This window comes from Pontibacter akesuensis (assembly GCF_001611675.1).
Classification (GTDB): domain Bacteria; phylum Bacteroidota; class Bacteroidia; order Cytophagales; family Hymenobacteraceae; genus Pontibacter; species Pontibacter akesuensis.
Genome location: NZ_CP014766.1, coordinates 1584314 through 1599561 on the forward strand (window position 1 = coordinate 1584314; position 15248 = coordinate 1599561).

General features: G+C 49.9%; 15 protein-coding genes. 6 read left to right on the top strand and 9 right to left on the bottom strand.

All coding sequences use genetic code 11. The features are described from left to right. Positions 1–59: 59 nt before the first annotated feature. Positions 60–944 carry a DMT family transporter gene (locus A0W33_RS06610; protein WP_229802110.1) on the bottom strand — a complete coding sequence of 295 codons (885 nt, stop codon included), beginning with the start codon at positions 942–944 and terminating at the stop codon, positions 60–62. Positions 945–1147: 203 nt separating this feature from the next. Between A0W33_RS06610 and A0W33_RS06615 the strand changes: the two genes are divergently transcribed. The 4 genes from A0W33_RS06615 (at position 1148) to A0W33_RS06630 (ending at position 3848) form a co-directional block, all read left to right on the top strand. Beyond that, a complete protein-coding gene (locus A0W33_RS06615; RefSeq protein WP_068837423.1) occupies positions 1148–1636 on the top strand; it encodes a regulatory protein RecX in 489 nt (162 codons plus the stop codon). Between the two features lie 115 nt (positions 1637–1751). Then, a complete protein-coding gene (locus A0W33_RS06620) occupies positions 1752–2210 on the top strand; it encodes a hypothetical protein (protein ID WP_068837424.1) in 459 nt (152 codons plus the stop codon). 90 nt (positions 2211–2300) lie between these two features. Further along, the gene (locus A0W33_RS06625; RefSeq protein ID WP_068837425.1) at positions 2301–3143 is read left to right on the top strand and encodes a metallophosphoesterase; all 843 of its coding nucleotides are present in this window, start codon (positions 2301–2303) and stop codon (positions 3141–3143) included. 78 nt (positions 3144–3221) lie between these two features. Then, a complete protein-coding gene (locus tag A0W33_RS06630; RefSeq protein ID WP_068837426.1) occupies positions 3222–3848 on the top strand; it encodes a hypothetical protein in 627 nt (208 codons plus the stop codon). Positions 3849–3853: 5 nt separating this feature from the next. Here the strand turns inward: A0W33_RS06630 and A0W33_RS06635 are convergent, their stop codons facing one another. From A0W33_RS06635 to A0W33_RS06670, 8 genes are all read right to left on the bottom strand, one after another. Then, positions 3854–4486 (bottom strand): DUF4230 domain-containing protein, encoded by a 633-nt coding sequence (locus A0W33_RS06635; protein ID WP_068837427.1) that lies wholly within the window; start codon positions 4484–4486, stop codon positions 3854–3856. 60 nt (positions 4487–4546) lie between these two features. Next, positions 4547–5446: a 1-aminocyclopropane-1-carboxylate deaminase/D-cysteine desulfhydrase gene (locus A0W33_RS06640; protein ID WP_068837428.1), complete on the bottom strand. Its 900-nt coding sequence runs from the start codon at positions 5444–5446 to the stop codon at positions 4547–4549. A gap of 296 nt (positions 5447–5742) precedes the next feature. Then, entirely contained in the window at positions 5743–8181 is a 2439-nt protein-coding gene (locus A0W33_RS06645; protein WP_068837429.1) for a YfhO family protein, read from the bottom strand. Between the two features lie 44 nt (positions 8182–8225). Further along, the gene (locus tag A0W33_RS06650) at positions 8226–8507 is read right to left on the bottom strand and encodes a DUF4834 family protein (RefSeq protein ID WP_068837430.1); all 282 of its coding nucleotides are present in this window, start codon (positions 8505–8507) and stop codon (positions 8226–8228) included. An 859-nt stretch (positions 8508–9366) separates the two neighbouring features. Continuing rightward, positions 9367–10293 (bottom strand): hypothetical protein, encoded by a 927-nt coding sequence (locus A0W33_RS06655; RefSeq protein WP_068837431.1) that lies wholly within the window; start codon positions 10291–10293, stop codon positions 9367–9369. Positions 10294–10554: 261 nt separating this feature from the next. After that, entirely contained in the window at positions 10555–13368 is a 2814-nt protein-coding gene (gene carB / locus A0W33_RS06660) for a carbamoyl-phosphate synthase large subunit (protein ID WP_068837432.1), read from the bottom strand. A 145-nt stretch (positions 13369–13513) separates the two neighbouring features. Then, complete coding sequence (locus tag A0W33_RS06665; protein WP_068837433.1) at positions 13514–13714, bottom strand: helix-turn-helix transcriptional regulator; 201 nt, start codon at positions 13712–13714, stop codon at positions 13514–13516. Continuing rightward, positions 13704–14177 carry a hypothetical protein gene (locus tag A0W33_RS06670; RefSeq protein ID WP_068837434.1) on the bottom strand — a complete coding sequence of 158 codons (474 nt, stop codon included), beginning with the start codon at positions 14175–14177 and terminating at the stop codon, positions 13704–13706. Before A0W33_RS06670 ends, A0W33_RS06665 begins: the two co-directional genes overlap by 11 nt. 236 nt (positions 14178–14413) lie before the next feature. On the opposite strand from A0W33_RS06670, the gene A0W33_RS06675 reads away from it, so the two are divergent. Continuing rightward, the gene (locus A0W33_RS06675; RefSeq protein WP_068837435.1) at positions 14414–14632 is read left to right on the top strand and encodes a hypothetical protein; all 219 of its coding nucleotides are present in this window, start codon (positions 14414–14416) and stop codon (positions 14630–14632) included. Positions 14633–14842: 210 nt separating this feature from the next. Next, on the top strand, positions 14843–15247 hold the full coding sequence (locus A0W33_RS06680; RefSeq protein WP_068837436.1) for a hypothetical protein: 405 nt from the start codon (positions 14843–14845) through the stop codon (positions 15245–15247). Position 15248: the final 1 nt, after the last annotated feature.

Sequence of the window (15248 nt, forward strand, 5' to 3'; positions counted from 1 at the left end):
CCGCAATCCTTCAGCACCAAATACTGCTTTTTATACTTTAAGTGACATCAGGCAGCGGTTTATACTTCTTCAGAGTCGTTTACCGCTGCCATGGTTGCTTTGCGGGTGAGATGATTTTTGTACTGTACGTTCAGCAGCACGCCCAGCAGCACCAGTCCCATGCCCAGGTACGTCCAGAAGTGGAGCAACTCGCCGAAGAACACGAACCCGAAGATCAGCGCATAAATGATGCCGATGTAGGTGAGGTTCGCCACTTTTGATATTTCCTCGTGCTGGTAAGATAAGGTCATGTAGTACTGGCCCAGTTGCGTGAACAGGCCCACCAGCAGCAGCATGGCCCACTCCCAGCCCACCGGCTGCACCCAGTTAAAGATCGTGTAAACGCCCACCACCGGCAGCGTTACGAGCGGAAAGTAAAAGATGATCACCAGCGGATGCTCCCGCACATTCAGCTTCCGGACAATAGAATATGCCACGCCCGCAAACACGGCGCTCAGCACGCCCAGCCACAGGTATAACGTGTCCACGTTGGTTTCCACGCCCTCAATCACCAGCACGCCGGCAAACGAAATCAGGAAGAACACCCACTGCCAGGCCCGTATCCGCTCCTTCACAATAAATATGCCCAGAATGGCCGTGAAAATCGGGGAAAGGTACTGCAGCGTGGCGGCTGTGGCCAGCGGTAAATTCTGTAGCACGTTGAAGAATAAAATCAAGGCGACCGCCCCGACAGTCCCGCGTGCAAGCAACAGCTTTCGGTTGTTGCCCCACACGCTCACGCCCGCTTTCCGCAGAAATGCCCAACTGATCCCCAATGAAATAACGCACCGGAACACAATGATTTCCTCTGCCGGAATATGCGGCACCCACTTCACACACACCTGCATCAACGCAAAGAAAAACGTGGACAGCAGCATGTAAATAACCCCTTTTGATAACTTCATGCTTTTTATATTCACGGCAAAGGTCTATGATTTGCTGCTGGTTTACTAATAGTCTGAATAAGGATTTGGAAGACGAAAGAAGGATGTACAGGATTTTCGCTTACTTTATATTGAAGTCTTTAACTTCTAAATCTTCTACCGCTTTAAACACAGAACTCTGCCAGGCTGCCGTATGTTTTAGTACAACACATCAACTTTATACTTTGGATCGACAGAAGAAACAGAAATTTTATACTCCCAAAGAAGCCTTGATAAAAGCTGCCTCCTACTGCGCCTACCAAGACCGCACCCAGCAGGAGGTGCGCGATAAACTGTACTCCTACGGTTTGGAGCCCGACGATGTGGAGGAGCTGATCGTTCGCCTGAGCCAGGAAAAGCTGATTGACGAGGAGCGTTACGCTCAAAGCTACGTGCGCGGCAAGTATGGCCTGAAGAAGTGGGGACGCCGCAAGATCACGCAGGGCCTCAAGGGCAAGGGCATCTCTGATTACTGCATCAAACAGGGCCTGAAAGAGATCGACCTGGACGTATACGAGCAAAACCTGCTGCACCTGCTGGAAAAGAAAAACGCCACTGAAAAGGAGAAAAACCCCTTCATCCGCCGCCAGAAGCTAAGCCATTTTCTGATGGGCAAAGGGTATGAGAACGACCTGATTCAGGATGCATTAAAGGGGCTGGAAGAGAAAGATTAATTTTATGTGCCTTGGATAAATAGAATAATGTAGATTTATTAATATTCTTCTACATACACGGTGCTAATAAACTTATGTTTGTGTTTATCTGGTAGTTAGCTGTAATTGATATAATATGAATCTACTTCTAATATACATTGTAGCTATTTTTCAGTGGTTGAATCCTGAAGAAACAAAAAATAAAGCTTTCCAGCCTCAGCAGCCTATCCAATCAAGAATCAAGCTTAATTACATAAAAAACCCTCGAATAAAAATAGACGGAGGAGGAAACTATTATACATATGATACAACCTCCCTCGACAAGAAGAAACACATCTTTGTTATCAGTGCAAGTAAAACCTCTTTTATCAGCCTGATGAACCAGAGCGAATATATCTATATGGAAAGGTCAACAAAAGAGGACTTAACAGACGGATTTATAAAAGAGAAATTTCAAGGCGACGGATATACGGCAATATTGAAAACTAAAAGGGTTAAGAGTATAAATGATTACAGCTCTCTACATGAGGGAACACTTATTATAAGCAATCAGAAGGCTTCTACTTCATTCAAAGTGCATGGTATAGTAGAGTGAAGAACAACAACAGCTACCGTACTTGTGTAAACGACGGCGAGGCCGACGGCCTCGTCGTCGTTTACACAAGTACGGTAAAAATCAATCAGAATGGACAGACGAAAATTTATAAACCGAACGCTTTGGGGTGTAGCTGGCATTGGTGTTTTAAGCGGACTCTACACGTGGCAAGTTGAGCCCTTTTGGCTGGAGTTTGTCCACAAGAAAATGCCAATCAGGAATTTACCAGATAAGTTGGTTGGCAAAACGCTCATGCAGATAAGCGATGTGCATGTGGGCAACCGCTTTGACTACAGCTACATTATTGAATCGTTTGAGAAGGCTAAAAATTTCAATCCTGATTTCGTGGTTTACACAGGCGACTATGTGAACTACGAAGATGAAAAGCAGTTTGCGCAATTAGGCGAAGTTTTGAAACACGCTGTAACAGGGAAACTGGGAACAGTAGGCATACTCGGCAACCATGACTATGGAAAAGACTGGGCTGAACAATCCGTTGCCGACGAGATATCAGCACTGTTAGAAAAGGCAGGAATAAGCATGCTGAAGAATAGCCAACAAGAAATGGAGGGCCTCAACATTATTGGCTTTGACGACTATTGGGCGCTGAACTTTGCTCCCAAAAACGTGATGGACAACTATGACAGCGTAAAAGCAAACCTGGTGCTGTGTCATAATCCGGATGTATGCGACCTGGACGTATGGAATGGCTATGAAGGGTGGATCTTGTCTGGCCACACACATGGTGGCCAATGCAAGCCTCCGTTTTTAAAGGCTCCGCTGTTACCTGTTAAAAACACAGCTTATTCACAAGGCGAGATCGACCTGAAAGACGGCAGAACGCTTTATGTTAACAGAGCTGTTGGGCATTTGTGGCAAGTTCGTTTTAATGTGCGGCCTGAGATAACAGTTTTTGAGCTGGAGCAGGCATAGAAAGTAAGTCGCCCTTATCAGGAATGTAAGACCAGTGGTTTTTTAATTACCAAGTATTGACTTTTATCTATCAACAATATGAAAGGATTAAAACCGATTCTCACTGTATTCTTTGTGTTCTCAACCTTACTGTTCTCTTGCGAAGAAGAATATAGTTGTGGCCCTTACTTTCCATACTTTAAGATTCAGGACGTAAAATCGGTTAATCTTATATTTACAAATACACGCTCGAACCCTTGGGCGCCGATAGATGAATCTGAACCCGTCAACTGGAACGAGTACTTCATCAGAGTTGTATTTGATGTGGAATACCATGCTTCAAAAAAAGAAAGTAGAAGTGGAGGAGCTAACTTGTATGCCTTAAGCTGCATAGAAAGTGGTAGTGAAGGCTCCAAAGCAGGGGTAGACACCTTATTTGTTGTTACGCTCAATGACTACAACCAGAATTATAAGGCAAACGACACTATCAACAACATTGTGCTTCTAAACAATTGGACTCACTTCATTGAGGACTACAACGAGTTTTACCCACTAGCTCGATATATCGAAGAAAATAAGGAGGGAGTGGTAGACAGAAGCTTTGAAATAAAATTTAAGGAAGAGCCACAGGAGGTTACGAGCGAGCAGAAGTTTAAAATCATATATCACCTTAACAACGGTGATACTTTTGAAACAACAACCAGGGCAGTTACATTAAGCAAATAGCAGCCCTACCGCTTTGGTGGCAGCTGGGGATTCTGAATGCGCCGCTGCTGCACGAGCACCACGCGGCGGCCGGTCACTTCCTCTAAAATCGGCTTCAGTATTTTCTCGGCGTTTACCTGCGTCTGCTTCAGGATACCAGAGTTCATAGCCGCCCGCTTCACATTGTTCTCGGCATACCGGAAAGCCTCCTCCACCAGTGCTGCATCCTGGAAATATGTATTCTCTTTGCTGAACACCTTCGATTGGCTGTGGTCTACTTTGTAGTAGCAGATCTCCGGCTCCGGCAGCGCCACCTGCACCAGGGTATCGCCCTGAAATTCTATGTCTGCCTGCGTAATCTTGGCGAAGTCCACACAACCCACCGCCTCGCCGGAAACAATCAGAGCAATCTTGGAATCCGGCACCCATTTCGATACGTTTTTCTGGTACTCCACCACATCCTTAAAATTATAGCGCACCAGCTCCATCTTGCCTAAATCCTCGACAGAGGTAAGTACCGTGTTGTAGTTCACCACCACCTCCGGTGCCTGCTTCTCTTTATCACTGAAAAAGTCGCCGAAAGAGCGCCACAGAAAAACGCCGAGCGCGATAAGAAGAATCCAGGGAAGGAGCTTAAGTATAAGACGGAACAGGGGCATGTGTGCGTTAGCTGATGTAGGTACAGATACGGTGTTGCAAATATTATGCTACAAAAACACTTACACCTGCACCCCCAGCCGCTGCGCAAAACCAGCGTTGCCCTGCAAGCCGCCTGTGTGCACTGCCACAATACGGCTGCCCCGCGGAAAGTGGCCCTGCCTGATCAGATCGAAGAGGCCGTACATCATTTTACCGGTGTAAATGGGCTCCAACTGAATATGATGCTGCTCCTTAAACTGCTGCATAAAGTGTAGCAGCTCAGGCTTTACTTTGGCATAACCGCCAAAGTGGTACTGCGTGACAAGTTGCCAGTTGCTGTAGCTTTTTCCGCAGTAGGCCTGCACCAGTTCCTCCACCTCCTGCCGCAGAAAATCGCCACCCTTTAGAGCCGGGAAACCAAGTATGGCTTTGTCGCCAGCCAGACCAGCCACAATACCGGCAAGCGTACCCCCGGTGCCCATGGCGCAGCAGATGTGGCTGAAAGCTACAGGCATATCCGCCACAATCTCCGTGCAGCCTTTTACCGCGAGCAGATTGGTACCACCCTCTGGCAGTAAGTATGCCTTGCCATACTTCTCCTGCAGTTCGTCCAGAAAAGCAGGATCAGATTTGTGCCTGTACTCTTCGCGGCTGATGTAGTGCAGTTGCATACCACAGGAGGTGGCAAAGCTGAGGGTAGGGTTGAGCGGCAGGTGTTCCTCTCCGCGGATAATGCCTATCGTATGGAAGCCGTATTCTTTGCCTGCCGCTGCCGTGGCGGCGATGTGGTTGGAGTAAGCGCCGCCAAAGGTGAGCAAGGAATGATGGCCCTGCTGCCCTGCCTCCTGCAGGTTATACTTGAGTTTGCGCCATTTATTACCCGATATCTGCGGGTGCAGCAAATCCTCCCGCTTTACCCACAGCGTTACACCCTGCTCCTGCAGCAAACCATCCTCCAGCTTCTGTAAGGGTGCTTTCATTGTACTTCAAAAAGAAGCCCCAGCAACTGCTGAGGCTCTGTTTATACTTGTTTTGATTCGGTTTATATTTTGTGCTGGTAGGAGAAACCTACCCCTGCCCCTCCGAGGAGGGGAATCAGAAAGAGGGAAAGTTCTTTCGTCCTTACTCACTGTCATCTTGGAAAGATCTTGGTGGCGAACTTAGAAGCGCTAGCTTATACTATTTTTACCGCTCCCCACCAAGATCCTTTCAGGATGACAAAAAAGAGCCCATATCTTCCCAACTCAGAACCCGCGACTCAGAACTCAGTACTACCTTACACTTTCGCTACGATCGGCACCTCGGTTGGCTTCTTCTTCACGCCGTAGTAAATAGCGCCAATTACCACCAATAACAGCAGGATGGAAGAGATTAGGGAGATAGTGTTGCCCAAGGTATAAGACTTTGGTGCAAACCTGAACTCAATTGTGTGCTTGCCTGCAGGCACTTCCATGGCGCGCAATACGTAGTTTGCACGGATATGGTCTACCGGCTCCCCATCTAGGTATGCTTGCCAGCCATCGGCATAGTAGATCTCGGAGAATACCGCCAGCCCTTCCTGTGCAGCCTCGTACTCGTACTTCAGGTAATTTGGCTCATACGTTACCAGTTTGATGCTGCCGTTATCGGCCACGTAGTTGCGGCGCTCAATCGGGAACTTGGTCACATCCACCACAGCGGTTGCACCAGCGTCAAAAATGGTCAGAGCATTCAGTTCCTCATCTGCCGACTGCACCGGCTTCACTTCCTCTACAAACCAAGCGTTTCCGAGCGGGTCCGGTACACGCTGCACCGGCTGCTGCGGGTTGCCCGTGATGGCATACTTGGTGTTGAGCATACGGAGCACCTCCAGGTTGTTGCGTGAGATGTGGCGGTCGATCAAATCCTGGTAGCGGCGCATTTTAGCACCGTGGTAGCCACCCACTGACTTGTGGTAGTAAGACGTGCGTGCATCGTTAAACGGGTTCGGCAGGTTGATGACACGGTAATTGCTCGTATCCTGCAGGATCATCTGGTCGGCCTGCGTTGGCTGGAAGTAGTTGGCCACCACCTGGCGCTGGAAATCGCCGTTGTTCAGGTAGCGCTTGTCCACCGCCCACAGGTCCACTAGTATCAGCAGTCCCATACCGGCAATGGCCAGCGTGGCAGACACTTTGTTTTTCAGGTAGAAGTACAGCAAACCGGCCGCCAGCACGATAAACACAAGCGAGCGGAAGGCATCGGAGCGCATCATGCTTTCGCGGTCGGCGCGGATTGCATCGATCGGGAACTGCGCCTGAATCAGCTGCTGGTCGGTGTTGGATGCAAAGCCGAAGGTGCCAGCAAACAACCACACCAGCGCACAGATGCCCGCGGTGATACCGCCGGAAATAAGCAGTTTCTTGTCTAGGTCTTTGATCAGGTCACGCTCGCTTAGCAACTTCCAGAGGGCCAGCAAGGCCAGGAATGGCATCGTGATCTGGGCAATCACCAAGGCTGACGATACCGCCCGGAACTTGTTGTAAAGCGGGAAGTAATCAAACATGAAGTAGTTGAAGGACTCAAAATTCTTACCCCAGGCCAGCACAATGGAAAGTATGGTACCCGCCACCAGCCAGCTCGTCCAGCGGCGGTCCACTATGAACAGGCCCAGCACAAACAGAAAGCATACAATGGCGCCCACGTACACTGGTCCGCTCGTCATGGGCTGCGGCCCCCAGTACAGCGGCAGGCCCTGGCTTACGATCTGCTCAGCCTGTGCCGGCGCTGCGCCCATGTTCAGGAAAGCATTATAAGTTTCGGAGTCGGTATCGAGCGGTGCGGAGCTGCTGCCGCCGTAAAAATCAGGAATAAGCAGGGTGATGGTTTCGCCCACACCGTAGCTCCAGTTAAAGGCATATTCACGGTCCAGGCCGTTGCCCACGTTCTCGCCGCTGTTTGGCTGCGTCAGCTCAGACTTGCCCCGGATGCTGTGCTCGGTATATTCAGCCGTGGTATAAAGACGTCCGAAGTTAACGCCTACCGCCAGAACAGCCGCCACCAATAGCACCAGGCCCCGCTTAAACAGCTCCGCAAACGTGCCGTGCTTGATGGCATAGATAATTTCCACCACTCCAAAGATGAGCACCAGCAGCAGCATGTAGTACGTCATCTGCAGGTGGTTGAAGTGCAGGTTCATCGTCAGGCCCACGGCAAAAAGTGCCGCCCCGATCCAGAGGTTCCTGCGCAGCGCATAGATCAGGCCAGCCAGCACCATCGGGATATAGGCAATGGTTAGCGACTTCGTGTTATGCCCCGCCTCCAGGATAATCAGGTTATAGGAGGTGAAGGAGAAAGCCACAGCGCCCACAATGGCCAGCCAGGTGCTCATGCCCATGGCTACCAGCAAAATATAGGCGCAGATTAAGGTGATGAAGATATTTCCTGCCAAAGCCGGCAGGTTAAACGTCAGAACTTTGTGGATGTAACCAGACCAATCGCCTGGAAAATGGGTGTTGATTAGGTAAGCCGGCATGCCGCCGAACATGGAGTTAGTCCAGAGGGCCTCTTCGCCGGTGCGCTCCCGGAAATCCTGTATCTCCTTGGCGCCGCCCTTAAACTGCAGGATATCGTGCTGTGCCAGGGCCTTATCTTCAAACAAAACCGGCGAGAAGTATACCGCCGTCAGGATCATAAAAACAACTACTGCTATAACGTGCGGGAGCACATTACGCTTAAAATCGAAGGAAGGTGTCATATCTTTCAAAAACCTCAATAAATAGAGGGTGAAAGATAGCAGTTTTATTTTACTTCTTCATACTCTACGTACTCGCCGCCATCGAAGCCTTTGCGGTTCGGCTGCTCCGGAATATAGTCGATCTTCACCTTGCCTTCTGCCTTCCTGCCATCGCCGTCTTCCTGGTACTGCTGCTGCTGGCGCTGCTGGTTCATGTTGGTGTAGAAGAAGGAGCCGTTGCGCACTTTCTTTTTAATAAATGCAGCCAAAAGCCATCGCAACAGCACAGGTGCCACCAGACGGATAAAGAAAATGATAAGTATAGTGACGAATATGAATTTGATCATGATGCTAGTTTGTATCTGAGTGGTACACTGCAAAAACAGTACCTATCCTCCTATTATCAACTCCTTTGCCAGCCTTTTGTTACCTGACTTTTTGGCGGGTGATGCAAAGATAAGGAGTATAGTTTTTAAATGCAGGTTTGCAGGGGTTAGTTCCGAAAGTGCGTTTAGGGAAAACGTATTGCCTATGCTGTACTCCTAACTGCTGCCGTTCATCTATCGAACTCTGCCTTAAACTGCCGTTGCCAACTGCAATCATACTTCGTGTACTGGCGCAAGACTTTAGAGTTGTGTCTTACTATGGTGTCGGGTTTGTAACTCGACTGGCTTGCAAAGCCATACTTGCACAGCGGTGGCTATACTTGTTGCAGCCATACTTGCTTTTCCACTGCTTTCGCAACTTCAGCCAGGCTATACTTTCTAGCTACTGTTCATCCTCCAGTTCCCAGATACCAATCGTTTCATTTCTGGCTTTGGAGCGCTCACGGCCGCGGGGCCTCGTCATCGGGCATCGCGCTGGGAGCTTTTCTTTGCTCGCTTCGCTTCGCAATCCCGCTAGCGCGGGACCGAAAAACTCGCATAGGCGCTCAACCCAAGGACTGAAATCTGTTCAGTTAGCTAAAGCGGTACCTATGCAACTAAAGCCAAGTCCCCCTTTGAAGGGGGTAGGGGGATGTTTGCACAACTGCCGATAATTCACTTCCTAAAAATAGCTAGGGGCTAGAAGTAGTTAGATGACAACGCTACGCAAGCTAAGCCCTTGCTCCATCCCGTCCATCTAAAAACACCTTCAATTCTGATTCTGACAATTACACAGCTCCTACACCTCCCACAACTCAGGACTCCTAACTCAGCACTCCTTTTACCTTCCTTTGCCAAAGCTGGCCTGGATGCCGATAGACGGAATAAACGTTAAGCCGGAGTAGCTGTAGCTGGTGTTATTGAGGAGTTTGTAGTCGCCGTAGTTCTGGTAGTAGATGGTGATGGCTGGCAGAATGTACACATACTTGATGCCCAGTTTGGCGTTCACGAAGAAGCCGTAGGAGCCAAAACTGTTCTTTTCCATCAAGGCATCAATTTTCTCTACATCGCTTCCGATTCGCTCGAAAAGCCTGCCGGGCTCAAAGCCATACGTAATGTTGGTGTGGTTGTACACGGCACCAAAGGCAATGCTACCGTTCTCCTCCTCTACCCCCAGCGACTTACTGAAGATAAGCGGGATTGTGTAATCACGTCGCTTCGCGGTGAACTGAAGTATGGGCTGCAGCTTATCCAAAAAGAGCTTATCAGCCCAATCAGAGCTCTGGCCGGCATACTGCAGGCCCACGCTGCCGTACCAAGCCCCGTTCACGGCTCCTGCACCCCGGCTATCCGGCGTTCCTGTCGGACCCAGGAACTGGTACTGCGCATCGAACACGTGCACGCCCGAGGCAAACTTGTAGCCCACATCCACCCGCGGGGCCACGCCATAGCGCAGGTAAAAATCAAAAGTGGGGCCAACCGGGTCTAAGGCATAGGCCAAAAGTGCCCGCGTGGCTGTCTCTATCTGAGCGTCGAAGTATACCGAGTCTTTCTTGGCGATGGCATCTACGGCGGCTTTAGTAATATCATCGAGCTGACCTATAGGCTCCGTAGCGATGTTGCCGCCAAAGTTCACGCCTGCCTTGAACTTGCCCGGTGCCGTTACCTTGCCCGAGTTAATTACTGCACGCGGCGCCGTGCAACCAGCCACCAGGGCCAGCAGCATAAAAAAGCACAAACGGTGCATAAAAGCCACAGAAAAACGCATACGTATGAGTTTAAAAATTTTGAATGTTAAATGTTGAGGAGCAAGTATAAAATCTTGCACCAGAGGCTGCCTTAGCAATACGGCGCCTGCTTCGCTTTAGCTGGCAAAACTACGGAAATAAGCTGCTCAATTACAAGCCGCTCCTGGAATATCAGCCCAGACCCAAGCACCTGTTTTACATCCGCACCTCAAATCTGATCGAAACAAAAAGCCTCTCCTGAACGAACAGGAGAGGCTTATATTTTAATAAGTAGACTTGTATTACCTACTCAGGTACAGGTTCCGCTCGGAGTATACTTTGGTAAAGTAATCGTCCTGCAGGTCGTCGATAAAGTAGATGGCTTCCCCGGTGGATTTCATTTCCGGCCCAAGCTCCTTGTTTACCTCTGGAAACTTGTTGTAAGAGAACACCGGCACCTTGATAGCGTAGCCGTGCTTGTACGGGTTAAACACAAAATCCTTCACTTTCTTCTCGCCCAGCATAATCTTGGTGGCGTAGTTGATGTACGGCTCCCTGTATGCCTTGGCAATGAACGGGAAGGTACGCGAGGCGCGCGGGTTGGCCTCAATAATGTATACCGTTTCGTTCTTGATAGCGAATTGGATGTTAATCACCCCAACCGTTTGCAGAGCCACCGCGATCTTCTTAGTGTACTCCTCTATCTGGTTCATCACGTTCTCGCTTAAATCGAACGGAGGCAGCACCGCGTATGAGTCGCCGGAGTGGATACCAGCAGGCTCGATGTGCTCCATGATGCCGCAGATGTGCACATCCTTTCCGTCGCAGATAGCATCCGCCTCAGCTTCGATGGCGTTGTCGAGGAAGTGGTCGAGCAGCACTTTGTTGCCCGGGTGGTCCTTCAGCAGGTCAATCACGTGGGCTTCCAGTTCTTTCTCGTTAATCACGATCTTCATGTTCTGGCCACCCAGCACGTAGCTAGGGCGCACCAGCAGCGGAAACTTAAGCTCCTTGCACAGCTCCAGCGCCTCCTCTGCCGTCTCGATTACCGCAAATGGCGGGTACGGAATGCTCAGGTCGCGCAGTAGTGAGGAGAAGGAACCACGGTCTTCAGCCAAGTCCAAAGCCTGGTAGCTGGTGCCGAAAATCTTGATGCCGTAGCGATCCAGTTTCTCCGCCAGCTTCAGGGCTGTCTGCCCACCCAACTGCACAATCACACCTTCCGGCTTCTCGTGCAGGATAATATCGTAGATATGCTCCCAGAACACCGGCTCGAAGTACAGTTTATCAGAGATATCGAAATCTGTGGAAACCGTTTCAGGGTTGCAGTTGATCATGATCGTCTCGTAGCCGCACTCTCTTGCAGCCAGCACGCCGTGCACACAGCTGTAGTCGAACTCAATGCCCTGCCCAATGCGGTTCGGACCAGACCCTAGCACCACCACTTTCTTCCTGTCTGTAACGATACTCTCGTTCTCGCCCTCAAAGGTGCTGTAGTAGTAGGGCGTGTTCGCTTCAAATTCGGCCGCGCAGGTATCTACCATTTTGAACACGCGCTTGATGCCCAATTCGGTGCGCACGCTGTGCACTTCACTTTCCTTGCAACGCAGCAGGTGCGCTATCTGGCGGTCGGCGTAGCCTTTCACTTTGGCCTCCCGCAGCAAATCAGCCGGAATAGTGGCCAGGTTATACTTCTCGATCTCCTTCTCCATCTGGTCCAGCTCCTCGATCTGAGCCAGGAACCACGGGTCAATTTTGGTCAGCTTTTGGATGGTGCTGGTCGGGATGCCGATGCGCATAGCATCTTTAATGCTGAACAAACGGTTCCAGCTTGGGTTCTTCAGGCTATCTACTAACTCGTTGTAATCTGTTTTCTCTTTGCCATCAGCACCGATGCCGTTGCGCTTTATCTCCAGACTCTGGCAGGCCTTCTGCAGCGCTTCTTGGAAGGTGCGGCCAATGCCCATCACCTCACCCACCGACTTCATCTGCAGACCAAGCGTGCGGTTCACACCCGGAAACTTATCGAAGTTCCAGCGCGGTATCTTCACGATAACATAGTCCAGTGCCGGCTCAAAGTAGGCAGATGTAGTTTTGGTGATAGCGTTTTTCAGTTCATCCAAATTGTAACCAATGGCCAGCTTTGCGGCAACCTTTGCAATTGGATAACCAGTGGCTTTGGAGGCCAGGGCAGAAGAACGGGAAACGCGCGGGTTGATTTCGATGGCGATAATGGTGTCATCCTCCGGGCTCACGGAAAACTGTACGTTACAGCCACCGGCAAACTGTCCAATGCCATTCATCATTTTAATGGCCAGGTCGCGCATTTGCTGGTACACCGTGTCAGGCAGGGTCATGGCTGGGGCCACCGTGATAGAGTCTCCGGTATGCACGCCCATTGGGTCGAAGTTCTCAATGGAGCAGATGATGATGACGTTTCCGATGTTGTCGCGCAGCAGCTCCAACTCGTACTCTTTCCAACCCATAATGCTTTGCTCTATCAGCACCTCGTGTGTAGGCGATGCGTGCAACCCGCGGGTCAGGGCGGCATCAAACTCTTCCGGCGTATTCACAAAGCCACCACCGTAGCCACCCAGCGTAAACGATGGGCGGATTACGAGCGGAAATCCTATTTCCTGAGCAATCTCTTTGCCTTCCAGAAAAGAGGTAGCCGTTTCGCCTTTACACACGTTCACATCAAGCTCCAGCATTTTCAGGCGGAACTCCTCTCTGTCCTCTGTCGTCTCGATGGCTTTGATGTCCACCCCGATAATGCGAACGCCGTACTTCTTCCAGATTCCGGCTTTATCACAATCAATGGCAAGGTTCAAGGCAGTTTGGCCACCCATAGTAGGCAGCACCGCATCAATCTTATGCTTTTCTAAAATCTCAATAATGTACTTCTTCTCCAGGGGCTTCAGGTACACATGGTCTGCCGTAACAGGGTCCGTCATGATGGTAGCCGGGTTGGAGTTGATGAGGATCACTTCTATTCCCTCCTCTCGTAGCGAGCGGGCGGCCTGGGAGCCAGAATAGTCGAATTCGCAGGCCTGGCCGATGATGATGGGTCCAGAGCCTATGATGAGAACGGATTTGATGGAGTTGTCTTTAGGCATTGGGGCGGTATGTATAAATTGCCCAAAGTTAGCGGAAAATGTTCGGGGCCACAAGAAAAAAAGGCCAGCGCGCCGTTTTATTTAAAACCAGCGCCGGAAGGCAGCCACCAGACCACCACCGCCTACGCAAGTATAAACACGGCTGTCAGTCCTCTTCCTCCAAGATAAACAGCTCGTTTACACTCACCCCAAAGAAGGCCGACATTTTAAGTGCCAGCAACGTGGAGGGCAGGTATTTATTTTTCTCAATGGCGTTGATGGTCTGCCGGCTTACCCCAAGGGCCTGGGCGAGTTGTTCCTGCGTAATGTCTTTTTTTGCGCGCTCCACCTTAATGCTATTCCGCATCAGCAGTCAATTTTTTGCGCATGTAGTGCAGGTTGTACCGGAAGGAGCCATAAATGTAGGCAAGCAGCAACAGAAGGGTGCCCAGCATACCACCTACATCGGGCATAATGCTGTTTTTGCCCATAATCAAAGTATAAATGTTGGCATAGAACGGGAGCAACAGCAGCGCAACCACCAGAAAATACACGCCACTCACTAACGACTTATACCGAAGGCTCTGCACCATCTCGTCTTCCTGCCGCTCTTCCGAAAAAACCAACAGCGCCAGCGCCACGATAAGCGGATAATAAACGATCGAGTAATTCCACTCACTGAAAAAAGCCCTCGGATCGGCTATACTTCCCGTTGCAAGCAACAGGCCAACAAGTGCCAAAGCCACTGGAAGCGCTGATAGCAGCATCCAAAATCCAATCTTCCTGTACCGGTAAGGCAGCATTTTTATATCGATCAACCCTTGCTTCATAGGACATGCTCATTTCAAGAAGTACAACTTTATTTCCTTTATGTAAACTACACTTTACTTTTCAGATAAAAAAGTACCCTAACTCTGATTTTCAATGCCTTTACCAACTTTTATTGACCGCATCATTTGTCTGATTTGATGACTTCTCTTTACTAAATGCAGAAACTATAATCACGGCAAAAGCCAACAAAGCCACCTGGATACGTAAACAGAAGTATAACTTATACTATTCGGCTATGACACCAAGACAAGATGATTTTATAACGAATTCGGATGAAAGCAGGCGCCTGCCCGACGACAACCCTGAGCCACTGACCGGCATAAAGAAAAGGAAGGTCGACAGCTTTGACAAAGAGCCTGAAGGCAAAGAGGAAGCCGGAAACGTGGCAGCCAGAAATGAAGAGGATACGCGTAAGTTAGATGGCAGCAACGCCAATAACCTGCGCACGAAATAAGCCGCGTGCTCCCCAATAATGTGTCCCTGTGCAGCGCGATTAGGCATGTGCGCAGGATTTATAGGAGAGGTCTGCCTCTTTGTGCCCTGCCCGCAAAGGCGTGATATTACTATACTGTAATTTTTAAGTACGAACGTTGTGACATGCTTTGCTTTTTAGATATTAATAAAGTATTATTATCATAGTTTATGTCTTAGAACCAAGGCACTTATGGTACTGTTTGAGGCACCTTACCAGCATTTAGAACTTTACACGGCACATAACGTGCTCGTGAGTCAATGGTATGGCGGCTGCACCAGTGCCCAGTACCGGGAGGCCCTGAAACGCTTCATCCACTATGTAGACACCAGGAACATTCAGTATGCCATCTCCGATCGGCGCATGCTGCCCCCGCTCTCCGATGAGGATGCCCGCTGGACTGTTGAGGTGTTTCTGGAGAGTTTCCGCAAACTGCCGCTGCAGCGCTTTGCCATTATCAAGTCCTTCAGCTCCTCTGCGGGCAAGCAGCTACAGCACTTTATACGCAACAAGGAGCAACCGCTTCCTTTCGAGGCCAGGGTGTTTGAAGACCTTACCTCCGCCTACGACTGGCTTACCGCAACCAAGGCGGTGTAGC

Excerpts from the sequence above, each read along its gene's own strand:
- A0W33_RS06610 (WP_229802110.1), bottom strand. The coding sequence starts at position 944 with ATGAAGTTATCAAAAGGGGTTATTTACATGCTGCTGTCCACGTTTTTC.
- A0W33_RS06620 (WP_068837424.1), top strand. The coding sequence starts at position 1,752 with ATGAATCTACTTCTAATATACATTGTAGCTATTTTTCAGTGGTTGAAT.
- A0W33_RS06625 (WP_068837425.1), top strand. The coding sequence starts at position 2,301 with ATGGACAGACGAAAATTTATAAACCGAACGCTTTGGGGTGTAGCTGGC.
- A0W33_RS06630 (WP_068837426.1), top strand. The coding sequence starts at position 3,222 with ATGAAAGGATTAAAACCGATTCTCACTGTATTCTTTGTGTTCTCAACC.
- A0W33_RS06635 (WP_068837427.1), bottom strand. The coding sequence starts at position 4,486 with ATGCCCCTGTTCCGTCTTATACTTAAGCTCCTTCCCTGGATTCTTCTT.
- A0W33_RS06640 (WP_068837428.1), bottom strand. The coding sequence starts at position 5,446 with ATGAAAGCACCCTTACAGAAGCTGGAGGATGGTTTGCTGCAGGAGCAG.
- A0W33_RS06645 (WP_068837429.1), bottom strand. The coding sequence starts at position 8,181 with ATGACACCTTCCTTCGATTTTAAGCGTAATGTGCTCCCGCACGTTATA.
- A0W33_RS06650 (WP_068837430.1), bottom strand. The coding sequence starts at position 8,507 with ATGATCAAATTCATATTCGTCACTATACTTATCATTTTCTTTATCCGT.
- A0W33_RS06655 (WP_068837431.1), bottom strand. The coding sequence starts at position 10,293 with ATGCGTTTTTCTGTGGCTTTTATGCACCGTTTGTGCTTTTTTATGCTG.
- carB (WP_068837432.1), bottom strand. The coding sequence starts at position 13,368 with ATGCCTAAAGACAACTCCATCAAATCCGTTCTCATCATAGGCTCTGGA.
- A0W33_RS06665 (WP_068837433.1), bottom strand. The coding sequence starts at position 13,714 with ATGCGGAATAGCATTAAGGTGGAGCGCGCAAAAAAAGACATTACGCAG.
- A0W33_RS06670 (WP_068837434.1), bottom strand. The coding sequence starts at position 14,177 with ATGAAGCAAGGGTTGATCGATATAAAAATGCTGCCTTACCGGTACAGG.
- A0W33_RS06675 (WP_068837435.1), top strand. The coding sequence starts at position 14,414 with ATGACACCAAGACAAGATGATTTTATAACGAATTCGGATGAAAGCAGG.
- A0W33_RS06680 (WP_068837436.1), top strand. The coding sequence starts at position 14,843 with ATGGTACTGTTTGAGGCACCTTACCAGCATTTAGAACTTTACACGGCA.